This is a genomic window from Sphingomonas sp. SUN039, from assembly GCF_024758725.1.
Lineage (GTDB): Bacteria > Pseudomonadota > Alphaproteobacteria > Sphingomonadales > Sphingomonadaceae > Sphingomonas_O.
This window is the reverse complement of record NZ_CP096972.1, coordinates 617,243-639,463: the sequence shown is the minus strand read 5'-3', so window position 1 is coordinate 639,463 and position 22,221 is coordinate 617,243. Positions and strand designations below refer to the sequence as shown.

Below are 22,221 nucleotides of genomic sequence, written 5' to 3'. Positions count from 1 at the left end.
TGATGAGCGTCACCGGCTTACCCCCGCATCCGGTTGACGTCGTCGACCGCGATGGTCGCGGCGCGGCGGAAATAGATGACGAGGATGGCCAGCCCGATGGCCGCCTCGCCCGCCGCCACCGTCAGCACGAACATCGCGAACACCTGTCCGACGAGGTCGCCGAGGAAGGCACTGAATGCGACGAGGTTGATGTTCACCGACAGAAGGATCAGCTCGATCGCCATCAGGATGACGATGATGTTCTTGCGGTTGATGAAGATGCCCAGCACGCCGAGCACAAACAGAATCGCGCTGACGGTGATATAATGGTGGAGGCCGATCATAGGGTTTGCTCCTCGCCGAGCGTAGCGAGGTGGCCCTTCGAGCGAAGCGAGAAGCACGCTGCAAAGGTTCTCGCTGACGCTCGAACGAGCACCTCGCTGGCGCTCGGCGAAGAGTGGACCTGACTCACAGCTCCACCCCCGCACCGACCGGCTGATCCTTGACGATCCGCACCGCGTCTTCGGGGCGACGCTGGACCTGCCGCGAAATATTCTGCGCCTTCACCCCGCCGCGCGCGCGGTGGGTCAGGACGATCGCGCCGATCATCGCAACGAGCAGCACAAGGCCCGCGCCCTCGAACACATAGACATATTTCGTGTAGATCAGCGCCCCCAGCGCCTCGATATTCGGCATGGCCTGCGGCGTCACGCCCGCGCGATTGGCGAGCTGGATCGGGCCCGCCTGCCACGCGGCCGTCGCAAACAAGGTCTCCGCGATCAGCACGACGGCGACCAGCAGCCCGAACGGCAGATACTTCGTGAAACCTGTACGCGCCTCGGCAAAGTCGATGTCGAGCATCATCACGACGAACAGGAACAGCACCGCGACCGCGCCGACATAGACGATCACCAGCAGCATCGCGATGAACTCGGCGCCGAGGATCAGCATCAGCCCCGCCGCGTTAAAAAACGCGAGGATCAGCCACAGCACCGAATGCACGGGGTTGCGCGCGCTGATCGTCAGCACCGCCGACGCGATGACGACGCTGGCGAACAGGTAGAAGGCAAGGGTCTGAATCACGCTGCGCGCCGCCTAGCGATACGGGGCATCGGCGGCAAGGTTCGCGGCAATCGCGCGTTCCCAGCGGTCGCCATTGTCGAGCAGTTTCGCCTTGTCGTAGATCAGCTCCTCGCGCGTTTCGGTCGCGAATTCGAAATTCGGCCCCTCGACCACGGCATCGACCGGGCACGCCTCCTGGCACAGCCCGCAATAGATGCACTTGGTCATGTCGATGTCGTAGCGCGTCGTGCGGCGGCTGCCGTCGGCGCGCGGCTCGGCCTCGATGGTGATCGCCTGCGCCGGACACACCGCCTCGCACAGCTTGCACGCGATGCAGCGCTCCTCGCCGTTCGGATAGCGGCGCAGCGCATGCTCGCCCCGGAAGCGCGGCGAAATCGGGTTCTTCTCGAACGGATAGTTGATCGTGGCCTTCTTCTTGAAGAAGTAGCGCAAGGTCAGCGCGTGCGCCTTGACGAACTCCCACAGGGTGAAGGTTTTGATGAGGTGGGCGACGTTCATTGTTTGAAACTCACGGCAGGGCATTTTCCAAGGTCAGATTCGCCGTCATGGGTCACCCAGCCCTTGCCGGACTTCTGCTCGGCGGGACCGCTGCAGTTATAGCGGTTGATCATCAGATACCCGCTCACCAGCACCACCCAAATCAGCGACAGCGGCAGGAAGATTTTCCAGCCCAGCCGCATCAACTGGTCGTAGCGGTAACGCGGGACGGTCGCCTTCACCCAACTGAACAGGAAGAAGAAGACAAGGATCTTGAGGAACAGCCACAGGATGCCCGGCACCACATAGAGCGGTGCCCAGTCGACTGGCGGCAGATAGCCGCCCCAGAACAGGATCGCGTTGAGCGCGCACATCAGGATGACGTTGGCGTATTCGCCCAGCCAGAACAGCGCGAAGGCCATCGACGAATATTCGGTCTGATACCCCGCGACGAGCTCGCTTTCGGCCTCGGTCAGGTCGAACGGCGCGCGCGCGGTTTCCGCCAGCGAGCTGATGAAGAACACCACCGCCATCGGGAAGAACAACGGGTTGAAGCCGAAGCCGTTGGTGATCCACAGATGCGAACGCTGCTGCTCGACGATGACCGAGAGGTTGAAACTGCCCGCCCACAGCACGACCGAGATCAGCACGAAGCCAATGCTGACTTCATACGAAACCATTTGAGCAGCGGCGCGCAACGCACTGTAAAACGGGTATTTCGAGTTAGACGACCAACCCGCCATCATGATCCCGTAAACGCCGAGCGAACTCGCCGCGAGAATATAGAGCAGCCCGACATTGATATCGGCGAGCGCCATCCCCGCATCGAACGGGATGACCGCCCAGACGATCAGCGCCACAGTGAAGGTGATGATCGGCGCGAGCAGGAACAGCCCCTTGTTCGCGCTCGACGGGATGATCGTTTCCTGCAGGAACACCTTCAGTCCGTCGGCAAACGACTGGAGGATGCCGAACGGGCCGACGACATTCGGCCCCTTGCGAAGTGCCATCGCCGCCCAGATCTTGCGGTCGGCATAAATGATCATCGCGACCGCAAGCATGACGGGAAGCGCGATGAGCAACACCATCGCAATGTTGAACGCCAGCCAGCCTGCGGTGTAGCCGAGATGCGATTGCGCCCAGGCGGTCCAGGTCATGACACTCCTCCCCCTCTCCCCTTGCGGGAGAGGGCGACACGCGCGAAGCGCGGCGGGGTGAGGGGTACGCCGCGTCTGCGGCGCAAAAAATCTTGCGATGTCGAGCGAGGCGAAGAGTCTTTCAGCCGCAGACGCGGCTGGCCCCTCTCCCTGCCCTCTCCCGCAAGGGGAGAGGGGAAACGATCACGTACGATCATTCCGCCGCCTCCAGCATCCCGGTCTCGCCATGCACAATCTCGCGCGAACACGCGGCCATCGTCGGCGACGCGCGGCAGATGGCGTTGGTCAGGTAGAAATCCTTGATCGGATAGCCCGTAATCTCGCCCTTCGGCTTCGACGGCAGCTTCGGCGCCGACCAGCCGTAATCCGCCAGCCCCTCGACGCCGAGCGCCGGGACCTCGCCCGCCATTGCCGCGCGAAGCCCTTCGAAACTGTCGAACGGCAGGCGCGCGCCCAGCACGTCGCTGAGCGCGCGCAGGATCGCCCAGTCCTCGCGCGCATCGCCCGGCGCGAACACCGCGCGTTCGGCCATCTGCACGCGGCCTTCGAGATTGACGTAGGTCCCCGCCTTTTCGGCATAGGTAGCGCCCGGCAGGATCACGTCGGCAGCATGCGCGCCCGCATCGCCGTGATGGCCGATGTACACCTTGAACGATGAGCCGAACGCCGACCAATCGACCTCGTCCGCGCCCAGCGCGAACACCAATCTGGTTCCGACCAGTGCAGATATACCGTCGGGCTGGGCATAGCCGAGCATCAGCCCGCCCATCCGCGCCGCCGAGAAGTGCAGGACGTTGAATCCGTTCCACCCTTCCCTCACCAAATTGAACTTCTCCGCCAGCGCGAGTGCCGCGCCGTGCACACCGTCCATCTTTAGCGCCCCGCCGCCGACGATAATCGCAGGTCGTTCCGCCGCACCGAAAGCATCGGCCAAATCCTTCGGCAATTTGGTCAGGGCGCCGACGTCGCTTCCAAGCCAGTGCGCCTTATAAGTAAGATCGGTCTCCGGCCCGATGGCGAAAACCCTGGCCCCGCGCTTGATCGCTTTCCGAACGCGGGTGTTCACCAGCGGTGCTTCCCAGCGCAAATTCGTGCCGACCAGCAGGATGACGTCCGCCGTCTCGATCCCCGATATGGTGGTGTTGAAATTCACCGCCGACAGCGAAGAAACATCGTATTTCAGGCCCGTTTGCCGCCCTTCGAGCAGCGACGACCCCAGGTTCCGCAGTAGCACCTTCGCCGCATACATGGTCTCGCAGTCGACCAAGTCCCCCGCAATAGCGGCAACACTGCTACCCGCATCGACCGCCTTGATCGCTGCGAAAGCTTCGTCCCATGACGCAGGCTGCAACTTGCCGTTCACGCGCACATAGGGCCGGTCGAGCCGCTTCCTGACAAGGCCGTCGACCGCATGGCGCGTCTTATCCGAGGCCCATTCCTCGTTCACGTCCTCGTTGATGCGCGGCAACGCGCGCAGCACTTGCCGCCCGCGACTGTCGAGCCGGATGTTGGTGCCGACCGCGTCCATCACGTCGATGCTGTGGGTCTTTTTCAGCTCCCACGGCCGCGCCTCGAACGCATAGGGCTTGCTGGTCAGCGCGCCCACCGGACACAGATCGACGACGTTGCCTGACAGTTCGGACTGGATTGCATGTTCCAGATAGGTTGTAATCTGCATATTCTCGCCGCGCCCGATCGCGCCGATGTCCTCGACACCCGCGACTTCTTCGGCAAAGCGGATGCAGCGCGTGCACTGGATGCAGCGCGTCATCACCGTCTTGACGATCGGCCCCATGTATTTCTCGGTGACCGCGCGCTTGTTCTCGTCGTAGCGGCTGTTGCCCTTGCCATAGGCGACGCTCTGGTCCTGCAGATCGCATTCGCCGCCCTGATCGCAGATCGGGCAATCGAGCGGGTGGTTGATGAGCAGGAACTCCATCACCCCCTCGCGCGCCTTCTTCACCATGGGCGAATCCGTCCGGACCATCTGCCCCTCGGCAGCGGGCAGCGCGCACGACGCCTGCGGCTTGGGCGGCCCCGGCGCGACCTCGACTAGGCACATCCGGCAATTGCCCGCGATGCTCAGCCGCTCGTGGTAGCAGAAGCGCGGAATCTCCTTCCCCGCAGCCTCGCAAGCCTGCAGCACGGTCGCGCCCGCAGGGACTTCGACGTCGATGCCGTCGACGGTCAGTTTAGGCATCTCCGTGCTCCATGGAACCGAACTTCACTTTGCTGCTCCCGCGCCGGCGGACGCCAGCGACAGCCGGTACATCCCCTCGGCCAGTGCGCCGCGCACGATGGCCTTGGACATGGTCAGGGTCGAGCCCTGCACAACGCACGCGCCGATGCGCGGGTTGAGCAGCGCGAACTGTTCGCGCTCGGTCGACGAACCGGGTAGCGACAGCAATAATTTGCGCGCTTCGACAGGCTCGGCGCGCGCAATGCACTCGCCGAATTGCTCGAGCGTCAGCGCTTGCCGCGCTACGGGCGACAAAGGCGTCGGGTAGAGCGCGACATAGTTTGTCTTCAGTTCGGGCGCGAAGCTGGTCGGCCCGCCGTATTTATAGTCGCGGATGTACAACGCCTCGAACACTGCACCGGCGAATAACGTCGAATTGAACGCCAGCCCGCCATCGCTCAGGCATTCGTCGTCGGTCGTGTCGAACAGCTTGTTGGCGATCCGGCGGTATTCGGCATTGTCCACGGGCAGTTCGAGCATCCGCGCAACCCGTCCCTTGTCGCGCGACACGATGCACTGTGCGAACTGGAACATCGTATTGCGCGCGCCTGCAGGTGAGGTCGAATCGATCTGCGCGGCGCGGCGCTTCTGGATCAGCGAGCCGGTTTCCTGCGCCAGTGCAGGCGTGACGAGGGTGACGCAAGCGAGCAGCGCGAGAAGCGGTTTCATTCGGCAGCCTCCAGCATCGGCGGGGCGTTGCGCTCCGCCATACGGCGTTCGAGTTCGGGGCGGAAATGGCGGATCAGGCCCTGGATCGGCCAGGCCGCCGCGTCGCCCAGCGCGCAGATGGTGTGGCCTTCGACCTGTTTGGTCACTTCGTGCAACATGTCGATATCGGCGATTTCGCCGTCGCCGACGCGCAGGCGCTCCATCATCCGCCACATCCAGCCGGTGCCTTCGCGGCACGGGGTGCACTGGCCGCAGCTTTCGTGCTTGTAGAAGTAAGACAGCCGCGAAATGGCGCGGACGATGTCGGTCGATTTATCCATCACGATAACCGCAGCGGTTCCAAGGCCCGAGCCGAGCGCCTTCAGCCCGTCGAAGTCCATCGGCGCGTCGATGATCTGCGCGGCGGGGACAAGCGGCACCGACGAGCCGCCGGGAATGACCGCGAGCAGATTGTCCCACCCACCGCGAATGCCACCGCAATGCTTGTCGATCAGTTCGCGGAACGGGATGCTCATCGCTTCCTCGACCACGCAGGGCCGCTCGACATGGCCCGAAATCTGGAAGAGCTTGGTGCCTTCGTTCTTCGGCGTGCCGATCCCGGCGAACCAAGCAGGTCCGCGCCGCAGGATTGTGGGCACGACGGCAATGCTTTCGACATTGTTGACCGTCGTCGGGCAGCCATAGAGGCCCGCACCAGCCGGGAACGGCGGCTTCAGGCGCGGCTGGCCCTTTTTGCCCTCGAGGCTTTCGAGCATCGCGGTCTCTTCGCCGCAGATATACGCGCCCGCGCCCCGGTGGACGAATACATCGAAATCATAGCCCGATTTCGCCGCGTTCTTGCCGAGCAGCCCCTTGGCATAGGCCTCAGCAACCGCCGCAAACAGCGTCTCGGCCTCGCGGATATATTCGCCGCGAATGTAGATATACGCAGCGCGCGCGCGCATCGCGTAACCGGCGATCAGCGCGCCTTCGATCAGCTTGTGCGGATCGTGGCGGATAATCTCGCGGTCCTTGCAACTGCCGGGCTCGGACTCGTCGGCGTTGATGACGAGGAAGTTGGGCCGGTCGGGCTTGGGTTCCTTGGGCATGAAGCTCCACTTCATCCCCGTCGGGAACCCCGCCCCGCCGCGCCCGCGCAATCCGCTCGTCTTGATGCTGTCGATGATCGCGTCCTGCCCGGCCGCCATCAGCGCCTTGGTATCGCTCCAGTCACCACGCGCCATCGCGGCGTCGAGCGACCACGGCTGGAAGCCATAGAGGTTGGTGAAAATGCGGTCCTTGTCAGCGAGCACAAACCACCTCCAAGCGCCGCAGGCCCGAATCCTTCTTAGCGCCTTCCCTTTCTTCTTCGCGCCTTTGCGTGAAACAACGTCTCTCCATCGCCGCACTGGCCTCGTTGCGGCAGGGGGACAATGTTTCACGCAAAGGCGCAAAGAAGAAGGAAGGCGCAAAGGAAGAAGGGGTGAAAGCCGCTGGCGCGGCGAAGAGGGTCATGCCCATTCCTTACGGTAATCGTGGTTAGCCGCGACCATTTCGACGAGCGTCGTCGGCCCGCCGAGCGGCTCGACCGTGTGCCGCCCCGGTTCGTGCGTCCCCGTCTTGGGCGTCTCACCCGCCGCCAGTGCGTCTAGGATCGCGGTCATGCGGTCGTAGTCGAGGTCCTCGTAATTGTCGTCGTTGATCTGCACCATCGGCGCCGACGAACAATTGCCCATGCATTCGACCTCGGTCAGCGTGAACAGCCCGTCGGGCGTCGTCTTACCCTTCGACAGCCCCTTGTTCTGGCACGCCGCCATCACATCGTCCGACCCACGCAACATGCACGGCGTCGTGCCGCAAACCTGCACATGGAACTGCCCGACCGGGGCCATGTTGTACATCGTGTAGAAGGTCACAACTTCGTACGCGCGCATATAGGGCATGCCGAGCTGCGCGGCGACGAACTCGATCACCGGCACGGGTAGCCACCCCTGCGTGGTCGTCTCCGCGCCGACCTGCCGCTGGGCGAGGTCGAGCAGCGGCATCACCGCCGATTGCTGGCGACCGGCGGGATAGCGCGCGATGATCTCGGCGGCCTTGGTGGCGTTCGCGGGCGTCCAAGCAAAGCTGCCGGTTTCGGCCTCGTCGGGGATGTGGGGTGCGTCAGCCATCAGCGCCGTCATTTGATCTGAGGTGCATCAAAGCCAACGCACCGAACATCATTGGATTGATCAACTTTGCGACGGCTACAACGCCGTCCCAAGTCAAACCCAATTGGGCGGTCAGTTGACTAAAATTTCTAGCAACGTCTGCACCGGAAACCAGAGCAAAGAGAGCAAAGGCGCAAACGAAAAGCATCTGCTTCCGCTTCGCGCTTCGCGCCTCCTGCGAGGAAACCCAGTTGCTTCCCTGGCTCACCGGTCGCACTCCCCGAACACGATATCCATCGCGCCGAGCACCGCCGTCGTATCCGCAAGCATGTGGCCCTTCATCATGAAGTCCATCGCCTGCAAATGGCTGAACGCGGTCGGGCGGATCTTGCAGCGATACGGCTTGTTGGTGCCATCGGCGACCAGGTAGACGCCGAATTCGCCCTTGGGGCTTTCGGTCGCGACATAGACTTCGCCGGCGGGGACGTGGAAGCCTTCGGTGTAGAGTTTGAAGTGATGGATCATCGCTTCCATCGACGTCTTCATTTCGGCGCGCTTGGGCGGCGCGACCTTGCGGTCGTCGGTCAGGATCGGCCCCTCGGGCATGTCCTGCAGGCATTGCTTCATGATGCGCGCCGACTGGCGGACTTCCTCGACGCGGCACATGAACCGGTCGTAGCAATCGCCGCGCGTGCCGACGGGCACGTCGAAATCGACCTTGGCATAGACGTCATAGGGCTGCGATTTCCGCAAATCCCAGGCGATGCCGCTGCCCCGGATCATCGGGCCGGAAAAGCCCCAACGCAGCGCATCGTCCTTCGTCACCACGCCGATATCGACGTTGCGCTGTTTGAAAATGCGGTTGTCGGCGACGAGCGAAATCGCATCCTCGAACAGGCGCGGCAGCCGCGTGTCGAGCCAGTCGGCGATGTCGGTCAGCAGCTTCAGCGGCACGTCCTGATGCACGCCGCCGGGCCGGAAATAGGCGCTGTGCATGCGCGCGCCCGACGCGCGTTCGAAGAAGTTCAGGCAATCCTCGCGCACCTCGAACATCCACAAATTCGGCGTCATCGCGCCGACATCCATGACGTGCGAACCGAGATTCAGCATGTGGTTCGATATTCGCGTCAGTTCTGCAAAGAAGACGCGAAGGTATTGGGCACGCAGCGGAACTTCCAGATCGAGCAGTTTCTCGATCGCCAGCACATAGCTGTGCTCCATGCAGAGCGGCGAGCAATAATCGAGCCGGTCGAAATAGGGCAGCGCCTGCAAATAGGTCTTATACTCGATCAGCTTTTCGGTGCCGCGATGAAGCAGTCCGATATGCGGATCGCAGCGCTCGACGATCTCCCCGTCGAGCTCCATGACAAGGCGCAGCACGCCGTGCGCGGCGGGATGCTGCGGCCCGAAATTGATCGTATAATTGTCGATCGCGGTGTCACCGGGGGTTTCGCTTCCCGCCTGATTGCCGACCGTTACGATGCGCCGCGTCGAGATGGCGTCTTCGAGAACCTCAGCCATTACGCGGCTCCCTTCGGCGCACGCGGTTTACGCGGGGCGCGCGGCTTGGCGGCGGCGACTGTCTTCGCATCCGCACCGCTGTCGCCGACTTTTTCGGTGACCTTGGGCTTGGGCGGCGGCGCCTTGGCGGGGGTCGCGGCGGCATCGGCCTTTTTCACCTGATCCGCCGTCACAGGCGACGGCGCGCCCTTGGCTTCGGGCAGTGCCGCCTTCTCGTCGCCCGGCAGCGCGTATTCGGCACCTTCCCACGGCGACAGGAAATCGAAGGTGCGGAAATCCTGCGCCAACCGTACCGGTTCGCTGACCACGCGCTTGGCTTCTTCGGACCAGCGCAGTTCGGTGAAGCCGGTCAGCGGGAAATCCTTGCGCTGCGGATGTCCCACGAAACCGTAATCGGTGAGGATGCGCCGCAGGTCGGCATTGCCGCTGAACAGCACGCCGTACATGTCGAACACCTCGCGCTCGAGCCACCCGGCGACCGGCCAGATGCCGGTGACGCTTGGCACCGGCTTTACCTCATCGGTTGTCACCTTGACGCGGATGCGGTGGTTCTTGGTCACGCTGAGCAGGTGATAGACCACCTCGAACCGCTCAGGCCGCTCGGGGTAATCGACGCCCGCGATTTCCATCAACTGCTGGTAACCGGCATCGCGCAACGCAGTCATGGCGGCGACGAGGCCATCGCGTGCGACAAGCAACGTAACCTCGCCGACCTTGTCCCACGCATCGAGCACCGCCTTGCCGCAAAGCTTGCGGGCAAGATCGATCGCGCCGTCATTGGCGGCATAAGCGGGCGCGGGATGTCCCATTAGCGTTCGATCGTCCCGACGCGGCGGATTTTCCGCTGTAGCTGCATGATCCCGTACAACAGCGCTTCGGCCGTCGGCGGGCACCCGGGCACATAGATATCCACCGGCACGATCCGGTCGCAGCCGCGCACGACGCTGTAGCTATAGTGGTAATAGCCGCCGCCGTTGGCACACGACCCCATCGAGATAACGTATTTCGGGTCCGACATCTGGTCGTACACCTTGCGGAGCGCCGGAGCCATTTTGTTGCAGAGCGTTCCCGCGACGATCATCACGTCGCTCTGGCGCGGACTGGCGCGCGGCGCCACGCCGAAGCGTTCGAGGTCGTAACGCGGCATGTTGACGTGGATCATTTCGACCGCGCAGCACGCCAGCCCGAACGTCATCCACCACAGCGAACCGGTGCGCGCCCAATGGAACAGATCCTCGGTCGACGCGACGAGGAAGCCCTTGTTGTCGAGTTCGCTCTGCATGTCGGCGAACAGCGGATCGCTCGGCATGATTAGCCGCCCCTCGGCGGCGGCGCTGCGGGCCAGTTCTACTCCCACTCCAGCGCCCCCTTCTTCCACGCATAAGCCAGGCCCAGCGCAAGCTCGGCGAGGAACACCATCATCGCGGTCCAGCCGGTCCAGCCGCTGTGCTGAAGACTGACCGCCCAGGGATAAAGAAATGCCGCCTCCAGATCGAAGACGATGAACAGGATGGCGACGAGGTAAAAGCGCACGTCATATTGTGCGCGGCTGTCCTCGAACGCGGGGAAGCCGCATTCATATTCGCTGAGTTTTTCGGGGGTCGGATTGTACGCGCCGGTAAAGCGCTGCGCGACCATCGGCCCGAACACGAAGACACAGCTGATCGCCAGCGCAATGGCGAGGAACAGCAGGATCGGCAGGTAACCCGCCGCGACTTGCGTCATGCACACGACTCCGAACGGCAGGCGCGCGTGCCCGCTTTCGACGCGGCTTTAGGACAGGGGATATTGCGGTGCAAGGTGAGTGTGGCGCGTTTCGATATACCCCAAATGGGAGTGTTCGCGCTATTTGAAGCGCGCTAAACGCGTCTCGCATTCAACAGGGGGACATGCCATGAAACTTCACTACCTCGCCGCACTCGGCGCACTGGTACTCGGCGCTGCCGCACAGGCAGAAGCGATCAGCGCGACCAGTCCGCAAAGCATCGTCAGCGCCATGCAAAATGCGGGCTACAAGGCGACGCTGACCAAGGACAACAGCGGCGATCCGATGATCAACAGTTCGTCAGGCGGTAGCAATTTTTCGGTGTTCTTTTTCGGTTGCACCAAAAACACCGATTGCCGCACGGTCCAGTTCTATGCGGGATACAGCGACCGCAAGCCATCGCTCAGCCAGATGAACGACTGGAACTCCAAAAAACGGTTCTCGCGCGCCTATATCTCGGACAGTGGCAATGCACGAATCGAAATGGACCTCGACCTCGACGACGGCGGCATGTCGACGAAGCTGTTCGAGGACAATCTGGAATTCTGGGTCGCTGTGATGGGTGCATTCGAAAAGCACATCGCGGGCTGAGCACGCGACGCCGGGGCGTTACCGCAACGCCCCGGCAATCACCTTATGCAGACGCGAATGGACCTGGTCGTTGCCGGCGAGGACTTCCTGCCGCTCGATGGCGCGGTCGCCGCCGCGGAAGTCGGTGACGAAGCCGCCCGCCTCACGCACGAGCAAAATGCCCGCGGCAACGTCCCAACTTTGCAGCGCGCTTTCCCAATAACCGTCATACCGACCCGCCGCGACCCAGGCCAGATCGAGCGCCGCCGAGCCGAAGCGGCGGATGCCCGCGACATCAGGCGCGACTGCGCCGAAGATACGGCTCCACTGCGCGAAATCGCCATGGCCGAGGAACGGAATACCGGTGGCGATCACGCAATCGGCAAGGTCGCGGCGAGACGACACGCGGAGACGCCGGTCGGTCAGCCAGGCGCCCTTGCCCTTTTCGGCCCAGAACGCCTCGTCGGTCAGCGGCTGATAGACGAGGCCACTGGTAATCTCGCGCTTGCCCGATGCCATCGGCTCTTCGACCGCAATCGAGATCGCGAAATGCGGCATCCCGTGAAGGAAATTCGTGGTGCCGTCGAGGGGGTCGACGATCCAGCGCGGCTTGTTCGGGTCGCCCGCGCGCTCGCCGCCTTCTTCGCCAAGGAACCCCCAGTCGGGGCGTGCCCGGCTGAGTTCCTCATACAAAGTCTCCTCGGCGGCCTTGTCGGCCATCGATACGAAATCGGCCGGCCCCTTGCGGCTGACCTGCAGCTGCTGGACCTCGTTGAAATCGCGCCGAAGCTTGACCGCCGCCTTGCGCGCGGCGCGATCCATGACGGTCATGACACCGGAGTGGGAGGGCATGGCTTAGCCTTCCGCCCTTCTCACATAGGTCTGCTCGTACACATCGACCACGATCCGTGTGCCTGCGCCGATATGCGGCGGGACCATCACGCGGACGCCATTTTCAAGGATCGCGGGCTTGTACGACGACGACGCCGTCTGTCCCTTCACCACCGCATCGGCCTCGACGATCATCGCCTCGATCGTATCGGGCAGCGCCACCGACAGCGCCTCGTCCTCGTGCATTTCCATGACGACATCCATGCCATCCTGAAGGAACGCGGCGGCATCGCCGAGCAGGTCGCGCGGCAGCGTCACCTGGTCGTAGGTTTCCTTGTTCATGAAGACCAGATCGTCGCCCTCAGCGTACAGGAACTGGAAATCGCGCTGGTCGAGGCGAACGCGCTCGACGCTTTCGGCGGAGCGGAAGCGGACATTGGTCTTGCGGCCATCGCGCAGGTTTTTCATTTCGACCTGCATATACGCGCCGCCCTTGCCGGGCTGCGTGTGCTGGATCTTGACCGCGCGCCACAGCCCGCCTTCATATTCCAAAATGTTGCCGGGGCGGATTTCGACCGCGTTGATCTTCATGCGTTCACCTGTGGAAAGAGCGAGCGGCGCGTCTAGCGGGCGTCGCGCTTTCCCGCAAGCAAGGGGTAGGGATTGACCGGTGCACCCTCATACCAGCGGTCGCCCGGTGACATGCGGTGCAGCGCGAAATGCAGGTGCGTGTTGCCTTGCCCCGCATTGCCGGTGTCGCCGACAAATCCGATCTGCTCGCCCGCGGCCACCCCCTGCCCTTCGCGCAGCCCCGCTACGTAGCCGGACAGATGTGCATAATAGATGAGCCAGCGACCGGATGTGTCGCGGATATAGACGGTCAGGCCGCCCCGCGCGCTGTCGAACAATTTCTCGACATGTCCCGCCATGGCGGCGACGACCGGCGTACCGCCGGGTGCAGGAATGTCGATCGCCTGATGCACCCGCGCGCCGCCCTCGCGCGACTGTTCCCAGGTGTCGGCGAGTTTATGCGCGCTTACGCCTTCGACCGGGATCACGAGAGCCGTCGCTGACGGCGCACCCGCATCGGTTGCCGCGCGCGGTGTTCCCCTGCCCCCACCGAATAGTGCCAGTCCGGCGACAACGGCCAGCAACACCGCAAAGCCCCAGCCGAACCGGTTCACGGCTGGAAGATTGCGGGCACCCCCGCCTTCACCATTAGCGACAGGCGCGCCGCATCCCAATTGGTCAGGCGAATGCACCCATTCGATTCCGCGCGACCGATCTTGTCCGGGTCGGGCGTGCCATGGATGCCGTAGTGCGGCTTCGACAGGTCGATCCACATGACGCCAACGGGATTGTTCGGGCCGGGCGGAATCCGCATTTTCGGATCGGACTTGTCGGCGCGCTTCAGGATCGCGGGATTGTATTGCCAGTCGGGGTTGTAGCTGATGCCCCTGATCGTCCAGCGACCGATCGGCAGCGGATCGGTCTTCGATCCCATCGTCGCCGGAAATTGCGCGACCAGCTTGCCGCCCTTGTCATACACGCGCAGCACGCGGTCGGACTTGTCGACGACGATCTTTGCCGCTTCGGGTTGGGCGGCGCTGACATTGAGCGCATTGAGCCGTGCACGCCAGACGTTGTCTTTGGTGTCGTAATCGCGCGACGACGGCAGCGCGTTGGGGAACACCACCTCGACCCCCGGCGCCAGCCGCGTATCGCCGCCGTTGAGCGCGATCAGCGTCGCATTGGTGGTGTGAAAACGCTCCGCCAGCGCCTCGAGCGCGTTGCGGTAGTCGAGCGAGGCGAGCTTGGACTTGTCGGCTTCTTCCTTCGGGAACGGCGAGGTGAAGGGACCGCGCAACGATACGTCGGTCAGGGTGAGCCTCTTCGTCGGTTCAATGCTGGCGTAGGGGGCCAATGCTTGCTGCGTTGCCGTGTCGAGCTTGCCCGATTTCGCCAGCCCGCGCGATTCCTGAAAGCCGCGCACGGCATCGTTGAGCGACTCCCCACTCTTTCCGTCGAGCACGCCGGGCGAAAAGCCCAGTTTCGCCAACACCACCTGCAGCTGCAGAATTTTCATGTCGGGTTTGACGGGTGCCGCCGTGGGGGCGGCAAAGGCAACGAGCGGGAGCAAGGCTCCGGCGAGGAGGAAGTGTTTCATCGCGGGGTGAAACGAGCGGGGAGTCAAAGGGTTGCGCGCCCTTCTTCCTCCCTCTCCCTCTGGGGAGAGGGACCTCGCGCACCAGCGCGGGAGGGAGAGGGATTGCGGTGCTTCAATTGGAGCAGCGCTATCCCTCACCCCGCCGCGCCTAGGGGGCGCGTGTCGCCAGTTTCGGGTGAAACAGCCCAGAGGGAGAGGGAGGTTCAGCCAAGCACTTCCGCGAATGCCTGCACCGCCGCTGCCTCATCCCCGCCCCACACCGCGTTCGACACCGCGATGAAATCCGCTCCCGCCGCAATCAGCGGCGCGGCATTCTCCGGCGTGATCCCGCCGATGGCCACGCACGGTGACGCAAACAAGGTCGTCCACCAGCCGAGGATTGACGGATCGGGGCGATATTCGCTGGGCTTGGTCGTCGTGTCGTAGAACGCGCCGAACGCGACATAGTCCGCGCCGGCCTCGCCCGCCTCCATCGCGAGGTGGCGGCTGTCGTGGCAGGTGACGCCGATCTGCGCCTCGCGCCCCAGCATCTCGCGCGCCTCCCGCACATCGCCGTCGCCCTGCCCCAGATGCACGCCGTCCGCACCCAACCGCTTCGCCAGCGACGCCGAGTCATTGACGATGAACGCGACGTCGGCATCGGCGCAGATGCGCCGCAGCGGCTCGCCAAGGCGGACGGCCTCGTGCTGGTCGACGCCCTTCACCCGAAACTGGAACGCCGCCACCGGCCCGGCGTCGAGCGCGCGGCGCAACCGGTCGGGGAAAGTGCCGCTCACGTCGAGGGGGGAGATGAGGTAAAGCTGGCACGCGGGGCGGCGCTCGCGGGGGAATTGGGCGGCGAAGTCGTCGGCTAAAATGTCTTCCATCCGCACCGCTCTAGTGCGGAGTGCCGAAATGTCAGCCCTCACCCGTCATTCCCGCGAAAGCGGGAATCCAGCTTCTTCTTTCGTTCAGTCGCGGTAAGCTGCCGGAATGTCCGCCTGGGTGTACATCCTCGCCAATCGCTATCGCGGCACGACGTATATCGGCGTCACCCGCGATATCGCACGGCGAACGTGGCAGCATAAGACCGGAACGGGATCGAAGTTTGCCCGACGCTATGATGCTTATCGGCTCGTTTATGTCGAGCAGACCGAGCTGGTTGTGGATGCCATCGCCCGCGAGAAGGCACTCAAAAAATGGAACCGCGATTGGAAAATCGAGCTCATCGAACAAGCGAACCCGAACTGGGAAGATCTGTTCGACCGGCTGAACGGGTAGAAGAAGAAGCTGGATTCCCGCGTTCGCGGGAATGACGGGGCTAAGTGGCCGATGCCGTGCTAATTTCACTAATCGCCCCGCCCAGCGCGCCGTTGAATTCGTCATCGCCCATCTGATGCCGGAGGTCCTCGAGCAGCGCGCGGCTGAAGCTCGCGATCATGCCGCGGTTCTTGGCGAGTTCGGCACACGCCTCGGGCCGCGCGAAGCCGCCCGACAGCGCGACGACGCGCAGCACTTTGGGATGATCGACGAGCGGGACGAACAGATTTGGTTCGCTGGGAATCGACAGCTTGAGCATCACGGGGTCGCCGTCATGCGCGTTGAGCGTCTTGAGCAATTCATCGCGCAGGATCGTATCGGCGGCGGCGCGCTCTGGGGATTTGATGTTCACCTCGGGCTCGATGATCGGCACCATGCCGTGCGCGAGCACCTGTCGCCCGATCTCGAACTGCTGCGCGACGATGGCCGAGATACCAGTCTGGTTCGCCAGATTGATGACCGACCGCTCCTTGGTCCCCGCCACACCGAGCGCTTTGGCGCGGGTCAGCAGGTCGTCGAGCCCCGCGATCGGCTTCATCAACTGGACGCCGTTCGCTTCGTCCTCCAGCCCCTTGTCGATCTTGATGAACGGCACGACGCCGCGCTCGATCAGCGCTGCGGGCGTCGGCTTGCCGTCGACATGCCCGTCCATCGTCCGTTCGAACAGGATCGCGCCGAGCACTTTCTCGCCATTGAAGCACGGCGAAGTGATGATCCGCGACCGCATGTCGTGGATCAGGCCGAACATCTCCTCATCATTCGAAAATGCGTCGGCCTCGATGCCGTACCCCTTAAGCGCCTTGGGCGTGGACCCGCCGCTCTGGTCGAGCGCAGCGATAAAGCCTGCGCCGGAACGCAAACTGTCGAGGGTGGCAGTGTCAGGCATGATGGCTCCGCATACGTATGTGCTGGCGGGCCGATAGCGGGGGGAACAGCCAGGGGCAACTGCGTTGCGACCTTCGACTGAAGCCCGGTTGAAACTGAGGGACGGGTTTCACGCAAAGGCGCAAAGAAGAAAAAAGGCGCGAAGGGTTCACGCTTCCGGCCACATTCCGCGAAGCGGATTTGGATTTAGCTGTCGCCGTCGAGTAAAATGAAGCCGCTTCGCGGAGAGGCCGAAACGAGTGCACCCTCTTTGCGCCTTGGATTTCTTCTTTGCGCCTTTGCGTGAAACCCGTCTCACTGCCGCAATAGGGAACCCCTACCGCCGCGAACCCAGGCCCATCCCCTGCAAGGTCGTCTGGTCGAACTTGAAGCGCAGCGTCACGAACGGCCCTTTGCGCGTATAGCGCGCGTCGGCGTAATCATTGTCGTGGAAGCCGAGGACGTTGTAACCGACCTGGATATAGCCGCCCTTGAACGGCGAGATGCCGATGGCGGGGCCGCCCGAATAGCTGATCGCCTTGCCGCCCGCGCTTTCACGAACCGTACCCGACAGGCCGATATCGAGCGTTTGCGACAGGTCCCAGCGCGCATCGAGGCCGACGAGGTTCGACCAGCCCTTGATATCGTCCGCGCCGACGCGGTCGAAGACATAGCGGCTGCCCCAGAACAGCGCGATTTCGCTACGGCCGAGATACCGCCCTTCGCCTTTCGCCACCGGCGACCAGTTCAGGCTGAAGCTGTTGACGATGCGGCGCGAGGTCGCGTCGCCCGACACCAGCAGCGGCGCGCCGCCGATGGGGCCGGGAACGCCCTGGATCGCGTTGCGCAGGATGTCCGAGCGCAGTTCCAGCTTTTCGAGGAAAGCAATGCGGCTGTCGTCGGGGCGGTGCGCCCAGCTGAGCGCCAGCGCCGTCGTCTCGGTGGTCGTACCCGCCTTCTCCGCCGCGCGGAACCAGCTAAAGGTGCCGCCGATGGCCTGTCCCTCGCCGAGCTGACGCAAGGCCGAGGTGATGACGCCGTAGCGCGTCGTGCGGTCTCCGCTGCGATATTCGCCGCGCCCGGTCCAGCTCCAGCGGTCGCCGCGATAGGTCGCGCCCGCCGTCACCGCCGTGAAATCCTCGGTCAGCGTGCCGTCGGTGCCGACCAGCCCGCCGGTCGCCACCGGCTGCGCCGGGTTGAGCACGCGGTTGGGGTCGATCCCGCCCAGGGTCTTCGACCCGTCGAGCGTGAAGTCCACCGTCCAGCGCTTGCCGAGCGGCAGCGACTGGGCAAGGCCGTAATCGGCAAAGCTGCGCGGGCCGTATTCGCCAATGGTCTGGCGATTGGCCGCCGCGACGATGCGCGCACCCGCCCAGGGCCGCACGTCGAAGCCGATGCGCGCCGTGTCCGCCTTGATGCTGTCGCCGCGCGCGATCTCGTACGAGCCGACCACGGCCACTTCGGGCGTGATCGCGAAGCGTGCGCCCAGGCGGTGCTTCGCCGGGAAATCGATGCTCGCGCTCTTGCCCAGCGCGAATTCGGCCTGGGCATCGACTTCGAGCCGGTTGTCGAACATCCGCTTGGTCGCGCCGAGCTGGGCGATCGTCGATCCGGCTTCGGTGCCGTTGTCGAGCCGGTCGTTGGCAAGGATGAGGCCCGCATGCAGGTCCATCGTCTTGCCGCGATACTCGATGCCCGCACGGCCCGCCTGACGGCGCGCGACGCTGTTCAGATAGCTTTCCTGCCACGCGCTGCCGATCAGCGAGAGCTGTTCGGACAGGCGCAGCCGCCCGTCGAAGCCGAACTTGCGCGTGCCGTTTTCGCTCGCGCCGAGCTGGCCGACGCCGAAGCCGCCCTCCTGCTGGCGCGCATAGGCGAGCAGATCGTATTTGGTGCCGTGATGCTCGGCCTCGACCAGCCAGGCGGTGCGATTGCCGGTGACGGGCAAGGTCGTGCCGGGCTTGGCGGTCGCGCGGCTCATCGCCAGTTCGGCGCGGATCTCGGTCGAGCTGTTCGGCTGGTACCGCACATCGACGCCGCCGACATTGGTCTTGGCCGTATCGCTCTCGTCATGGATGACCGATGCGCCGACCTGCAATTTCTTGTCGGCGGTGTTCCACGTCGCGCGGCCACCGGCGTTGAGCACGCGCTGGCCGATGCCGTCGACTTCATAGTCGATGACGATGAACTGCGGATCGAAGCCCGACGAGCGGCTGAGCACCGGCGAGCGGAAGCGCAGCGTCCCCGCGACATAGTCGATGTCGTAATCGATATGACGGGTGAGCGTCTTGCGTTCCACGACCCGGTCGCTGCGGAGCCGGTCGCGCGTTTCGAGCACGATGACTTCGCTGTTGGGCAGAATGTCGCGCGCGCCGAGACCGTAAGGACCGCTCAGGCCATTGCCCTGCAACTCCTCGTGGCGGTGGCGATAGGGCGTGTCGGCGGCAAACGCGGTCGCGCCGACCTGCTTGCTGCGGTACTGCGCCTTCACGCCGTTGAATGCCCGGTTGTACCGCGTCAGCTGCGTATCGCTGAGGTCGGTCTGGTAATCGCCGAACAGCGCGTAGAACTGCGGGCGCTCGAGCTTCAGGTACAGCTTGCGGACCGAGGTGGCGTCGTAGCGGCGCTCGCTGCGGTCGGCGTAGATCGTGTAGTACGACGTCGGGTCGATGACGCCGCCGAAACGGGCATCGTCGCCCTTCTTCGCGCTGTCATACGCCAGCGTCATCAGCCATTTGCCGAGGATGCGGCCCTTGGCATAGAGCGCGAGGCGACCCGAGGTCAGCCACTCGCGGCTGTTCGCGGGGAGATCCTGCAGCTGGCGTTCGACGCTGTTGAACCCGATCGTGCCCTCGGCCAAGCCGACGAGCGTCCAGGGGCGATTGCCCGGATCGAGCCACAGGTCGATTTTTTGCGCGCGCGTGATCTGGCCGTCGCGGAACGGCAGAGTGACGGTCAGCGCACCCGAAGCGGTCGTCGCCTCGAGCTCGATATAGGCCATGCCCTCTTCGCCCATCACCTGATAGACGGGACGGGCACGTTCGAGACCGGCGAGCTGGCGCGCGGCTTGGGCATCGACCTCGACGGCGGCGGCATAGGGCGCGGGGACGCTGAAATCGCCCGTGATGCCGTGGTGGACGGGCTTTCCGTCGCGGTCGGTCAGGCGGATCGCGATGACCGGGCGCGTCACGCCATCGGCGACGAGCACCGATTTTTCGCGGACGAATTCGGCGTACATCGCAGCGGGCGAATAATGGACAGTGCGGGTCAGGCGCTCGGCGACACTGCCGTCGGCGTTGGTGACGACGGCGCTGAGCACCGTGTCGCGGTCGCCGATGTCGATCGCGCGCCACAGGCTGACGAGCACCTGGCCGTCGCCCGACTTGCGGTCGCCGTCGAACGACAGCGGGTTGGCGGGCTTGCCGTCGACCGACAGCGCCACGGTCTGGCCGGGCAGATGCTTGATTGCGACGCGGATCGCCTTGGTACGCGGATTATGGTCGGGCGCTGGGAAGACCCAACCCACGCCCGGCGCCTCGCCCGACACCCAGTCACGGTTGGCACCGGCGGCTTCGGGGTCGCTGACCGGCTTGGCCCGCGCGGCGGCTTTGCCTTGTGGCAGCGCGGTATTGAGGCCCGACTTGGCACGGAAATCGGCGCGGAGCAGCACGCCGCCCTGCCCGGTCACGAAGCGCGAGATCGCGCTGCCCGCGCTGCGTGCGTTCTCGGCGCAATCGGACGGCACCAGATTGGGGCCGAGTGTCGAGGGATCGATCTGGACGACGTGCGTGCCGGGCAGGACGCCCTCGAAATGATAGCGCCCGTCGATGTCGGTGACGGCATAGCTGCCGTCCTCCAGCATCACACGCACCCCGGCGACGCCGTTGGCGGCGTTCGGATCGACCGCACAGCCGCCGTCGGTGACGCGACCGATGATGGTTAGCCGGTCGCCGATGCCGTCGCGCGCAATGCGGACCATCGCATCGGCAACCGCACTGGTCGTGCCACGGCTGTCGGTCGCCTGCGCCCGGTTCATCGTCTGGCCCGATGGCGCGTCTGGACGCACTTCCAGAAGATAGGTCAAGGTGCCCGAAGCGCGCGCGGCAAGGCTGCCGACCGGCACCGACAGACGTTTGCCGTCAGTACTAACCGTATAGGCTGCACGAATACCATTGTAGCGAACCGATTGCGGCGACAGGCGCATCGTGTCGGGCAGGAAGTCGGTAATCGTGATCGCGCCCGTCGCGCGCGCCGCGTCGCCGTTGGTCACGATAACCTTGTATTGCACGCCGTCGCCGGGGACGACGACCGCTTGAGACGCCGTCTTGCGAATCGCCAGCGCGGCACCCGGCCGGTCGAGCGGAATGTCGATCCGGACCGGCTGTGGATCGTTGAGCACGAAGATGCCGCCGTACGACCCGGCAACGACCGCATAGGGTTCGCCATCGGGGCGGCGCAGGTTGGCGAGTTCGGCCGGCGTCGACAGCGACGGCGCGGTATAGGGCGAGGGCGGCCCGACGACGAGGCGGTAGCGCCCGGGGGCAACGAACGGGAAGCGATAGTCGCCGATCGGGAAGCGATAAACGAGCCCGCTTGCATCGGTAACGGTCGATCCGGTGAGCAACGTCGAAGGGAAGCGCGACACCGCATCGTCGCCGAAGACGATCGCCGGCTGGCCGGTGTCGGCGTTGATCAGCGTAACCTGGACGCCCTGCACAGGCGCACCGTCGCCGCTGTCGAATGCAATGCCGAACGGGTCGATCAGGACTTCGACGGGCGACGACGCCACCAGCGATCCGTTTTCACGGCTGGTGGACAAGGTCAGCGAGTCGCCCGGACGCACCGACAATTGGCAATCGCCGCGAACCGGATCGGGAGGAACCGCAACGGTTCGTATCATGCCGGCAAAATAGCCGGTATTCGCACCGGTTTCACGCAGGATGACGGTCTCGGCGTCGCCTGCGGGCGTTGCCAGCACGACCGTCATGGTATCCACGGCATCGACATCGCGGTTGTCGGCGGACGACGTGATGCCGACAACCAGCGGCTCGCCCGCCCGGATGCGCATGGTGCGCTCGACGGACGCTGGATCGAGCGGGGTGCTCGCAAAGGCTCCGGTCAAGGTGACGGGGATTTCGCCGCCGGTGCCGCGACAGATCGTCTCGGGCACCGTCAGGCGTTCGGCGTTCGGATCGCCGGAAAACTGGAAAGTGGACAGCGACAGCACGGGCGTCGGCGTCGATCCGACGATGATATCGACGCGGTTCGAATTGCGGACCACGGTGCTGGACCCGGCCTGCCACTGGACGGTCGCGGTGTTGCTGATCGTCGTATTCTGGGCGCGCAGGTCCGTTCCCGCCGACAGGGTGGCGAGGGCGGCGACGGCGGAGAAAACCGTCCTGATATGGTTAAGCCCGGTACGCATGTTTTTTTCTGGCGGGCGGCGGTCCAACTTCGACCGCCGCCCTTTG

At 64.3% G+C, this 22,221-nt stretch carries 23 protein-coding genes; 2 read left to right on the top strand and 21 right to left on the bottom strand.

Translation table 11 applies throughout. The features are described 5' to 3' along the window. Positions 1-17 precede the first annotated feature (17 nt). The 14 genes from nuoK to M0209_RS03125 form a co-directional block, all read right to left on the bottom strand. Positions 18-323 carry an NADH-quinone oxidoreductase subunit NuoK gene (gene nuoK / locus M0209_RS03190; protein WP_258886860.1) on the bottom strand — a complete coding sequence of 102 codons (306 nt, stop codon included), beginning with the start codon at positions 321-323 and terminating at the stop codon, positions 18-20. A 124-nt stretch (positions 324-447) separates the two neighbouring features. Then, positions 448-1,062, bottom strand: coding sequence for an NADH-quinone oxidoreductase subunit J (locus M0209_RS03185; RefSeq protein WP_258886859.1), 615 nt, complete (start codon positions 1,060-1,062; stop codon positions 448-450). A 12-nt stretch (positions 1,063-1,074) separates the two neighbouring features. Then, positions 1,075-1,560: an NADH-quinone oxidoreductase subunit NuoI gene (gene nuoI / locus M0209_RS03180; RefSeq protein ID WP_258886858.1), complete on the bottom strand. Its 486-nt coding sequence runs from the start codon at positions 1,558-1,560 to the stop codon at positions 1,075-1,077. Beyond that, positions 1,557-2,696 carry an NADH-quinone oxidoreductase subunit NuoH gene (gene nuoH, locus M0209_RS03175; protein WP_258886857.1) on the bottom strand — a complete coding sequence of 380 codons (1,140 nt, stop codon included), beginning with the start codon at positions 2,694-2,696 and terminating at the stop codon, positions 1,557-1,559. The genes nuoI and nuoH overlap by 4 nt, the downstream gene beginning before the upstream one ends. A 193-nt stretch (positions 2,697-2,889) precedes the next feature. Next, on the bottom strand, positions 2,890-4,896 hold the full coding sequence (nuoG, locus tag M0209_RS03170) for an NADH-quinone oxidoreductase subunit NuoG (RefSeq protein WP_258886856.1): 2,007 nt from the start codon (positions 4,894-4,896) through the stop codon (positions 2,890-2,892). 24 nt (positions 4,897-4,920) lie between these two features. Then, a complete protein-coding gene (locus M0209_RS03165; RefSeq protein ID WP_258886855.1) occupies positions 4,921-5,604 on the bottom strand; it encodes a hypothetical protein in 684 nt (227 codons plus the stop codon). Further along, the gene (gene nuoF, locus M0209_RS03160) at positions 5,601-6,896 is read right to left on the bottom strand and encodes an NADH-quinone oxidoreductase subunit NuoF (RefSeq protein ID WP_258886854.1); all 1,296 of its coding nucleotides are present in this window, start codon (positions 6,894-6,896) and stop codon (positions 5,601-5,603) included. The genes M0209_RS03165 and nuoF overlap by 4 nt, the downstream gene beginning before the upstream one ends. Beyond that, complete coding sequence (locus tag M0209_RS03155) at positions 6,886-7,098, bottom strand: hypothetical protein (protein ID WP_258886853.1); 213 nt, start codon at positions 7,096-7,098, stop codon at positions 6,886-6,888. The genes nuoF and M0209_RS03155 overlap by 11 nt, the downstream gene beginning before the upstream one ends. Then, a complete protein-coding gene (locus tag M0209_RS03150; RefSeq protein WP_258886852.1) occupies positions 7,095-7,754 on the bottom strand; it encodes an NAD(P)H-dependent oxidoreductase subunit E in 660 nt (219 codons plus the stop codon). Before M0209_RS03150 ends, M0209_RS03155 begins: the two co-directional genes overlap by 4 nt. Beyond that, on the bottom strand, positions 7,747-8,001 hold the full coding sequence (locus M0209_RS03145; protein ID WP_258886851.1) for a hypothetical protein: 255 nt from the start codon (positions 7,999-8,001) through the stop codon (positions 7,747-7,749). Before M0209_RS03145 ends, M0209_RS03150 begins: the two co-directional genes overlap by 8 nt. Beyond that, positions 7,998-9,254, bottom strand: coding sequence for an NADH-quinone oxidoreductase subunit D (locus M0209_RS03140; protein WP_258886850.1), 1,257 nt, complete (start codon positions 9,252-9,254; stop codon positions 7,998-8,000). The genes M0209_RS03145 and M0209_RS03140 overlap by 4 nt, the downstream gene beginning before the upstream one ends. Continuing rightward, positions 9,254-10,063: an NADH-quinone oxidoreductase subunit C gene (locus M0209_RS03135; protein WP_258886849.1), complete on the bottom strand. Its 810-nt coding sequence runs from the start codon at positions 10,061-10,063 to the stop codon at positions 9,254-9,256. The genes M0209_RS03140 and M0209_RS03135 overlap by 1 nt, the downstream gene beginning before the upstream one ends. Then, a complete protein-coding gene (locus M0209_RS03130) occupies positions 10,063-10,611 on the bottom strand; it encodes a NuoB/complex I 20 kDa subunit family protein (protein ID WP_408988174.1) in 549 nt (182 codons plus the stop codon). The genes M0209_RS03135 and M0209_RS03130 overlap by 1 nt, the downstream gene beginning before the upstream one ends. Then, positions 10,602-10,979 carry an NADH-quinone oxidoreductase subunit A gene (locus M0209_RS03125; protein ID WP_258886848.1) on the bottom strand — a complete coding sequence of 126 codons (378 nt, stop codon included), beginning with the start codon at positions 10,977-10,979 and terminating at the stop codon, positions 10,602-10,604. Before M0209_RS03125 ends, M0209_RS03130 begins: the two co-directional genes overlap by 10 nt. A 169-nt stretch (positions 10,980-11,148) precedes the next feature. On the opposite strand from M0209_RS03125, the gene M0209_RS03120 reads away from it, so the two are divergent. Then, a complete protein-coding gene (locus M0209_RS03120; RefSeq protein ID WP_258886847.1) occupies positions 11,149-11,610 on the top strand; it encodes a YbjN domain-containing protein in 462 nt (153 codons plus the stop codon). Positions 11,611-11,628: 18 nt separating this feature from the next. On the opposite strand, the gene M0209_RS03115 is transcribed toward M0209_RS03120, so the two are convergent. The 5 genes from M0209_RS03115 to thiE form a co-directional block, all read right to left on the bottom strand. Beyond that, on the bottom strand, positions 11,629-12,441 hold the full coding sequence (locus M0209_RS03115; protein ID WP_258886846.1) for an inositol monophosphatase family protein: 813 nt from the start codon (positions 12,439-12,441) through the stop codon (positions 11,629-11,631). 3 nt (positions 12,442-12,444) lie between these two features. Continuing rightward, on the bottom strand, positions 12,445-13,011 hold the full coding sequence (gene efp, locus M0209_RS03110) for an elongation factor P (RefSeq protein WP_258886845.1): 567 nt from the start codon (positions 13,009-13,011) through the stop codon (positions 12,445-12,447). Positions 13,012-13,043: 32 nt separating this feature from the next. After that, positions 13,044-13,604 carry a M23 family metallopeptidase gene (locus M0209_RS03105; RefSeq protein ID WP_258886844.1) on the bottom strand — a complete coding sequence of 187 codons (561 nt, stop codon included), beginning with the start codon at positions 13,602-13,604 and terminating at the stop codon, positions 13,044-13,046. Next, entirely contained in the window at positions 13,601-14,587 is a 987-nt protein-coding gene (locus tag M0209_RS03100; RefSeq protein WP_258886843.1) for a L,D-transpeptidase family protein, read from the bottom strand. The genes M0209_RS03105 and M0209_RS03100 overlap by 4 nt, the downstream gene beginning before the upstream one ends. A gap of 203 nt (positions 14,588-14,790) precedes the next feature. After that, the gene (gene thiE / locus M0209_RS03095; RefSeq protein ID WP_258886842.1) at positions 14,791-15,453 is read right to left on the bottom strand and encodes a thiamine phosphate synthase; all 663 of its coding nucleotides are present in this window, start codon (positions 15,451-15,453) and stop codon (positions 14,791-14,793) included. 106 nt (positions 15,454-15,559) lie between these two features. On the opposite strand from thiE, the gene M0209_RS03090 reads away from it, so the two are divergent. After that, the gene (locus tag M0209_RS03090) at positions 15,560-15,847 is read left to right on the top strand and encodes a GIY-YIG nuclease family protein (RefSeq protein ID WP_258886841.1); all 288 of its coding nucleotides are present in this window, start codon (positions 15,560-15,562) and stop codon (positions 15,845-15,847) included. 40 nt (positions 15,848-15,887) lie between these two features. Here the strand turns inward: M0209_RS03090 and M0209_RS03085 are convergent, their stop codons facing one another. Continuing rightward, entirely contained in the window at positions 15,888-16,772 is an 885-nt protein-coding gene (locus tag M0209_RS03085; protein ID WP_258886840.1) for a fructose bisphosphate aldolase, read from the bottom strand. A gap of 315 nt (positions 16,773-17,087) precedes the next feature. Continuing rightward, positions 17,088-22,175 carry a hypothetical protein gene (locus M0209_RS03080; RefSeq protein WP_258886839.1) on the bottom strand — a complete coding sequence of 1,696 codons (5,088 nt, stop codon included), beginning with the start codon at positions 22,173-22,175 and terminating at the stop codon, positions 17,088-17,090. Between the last annotated feature and the right edge of the window lie 46 nt (positions 22,176-22,221).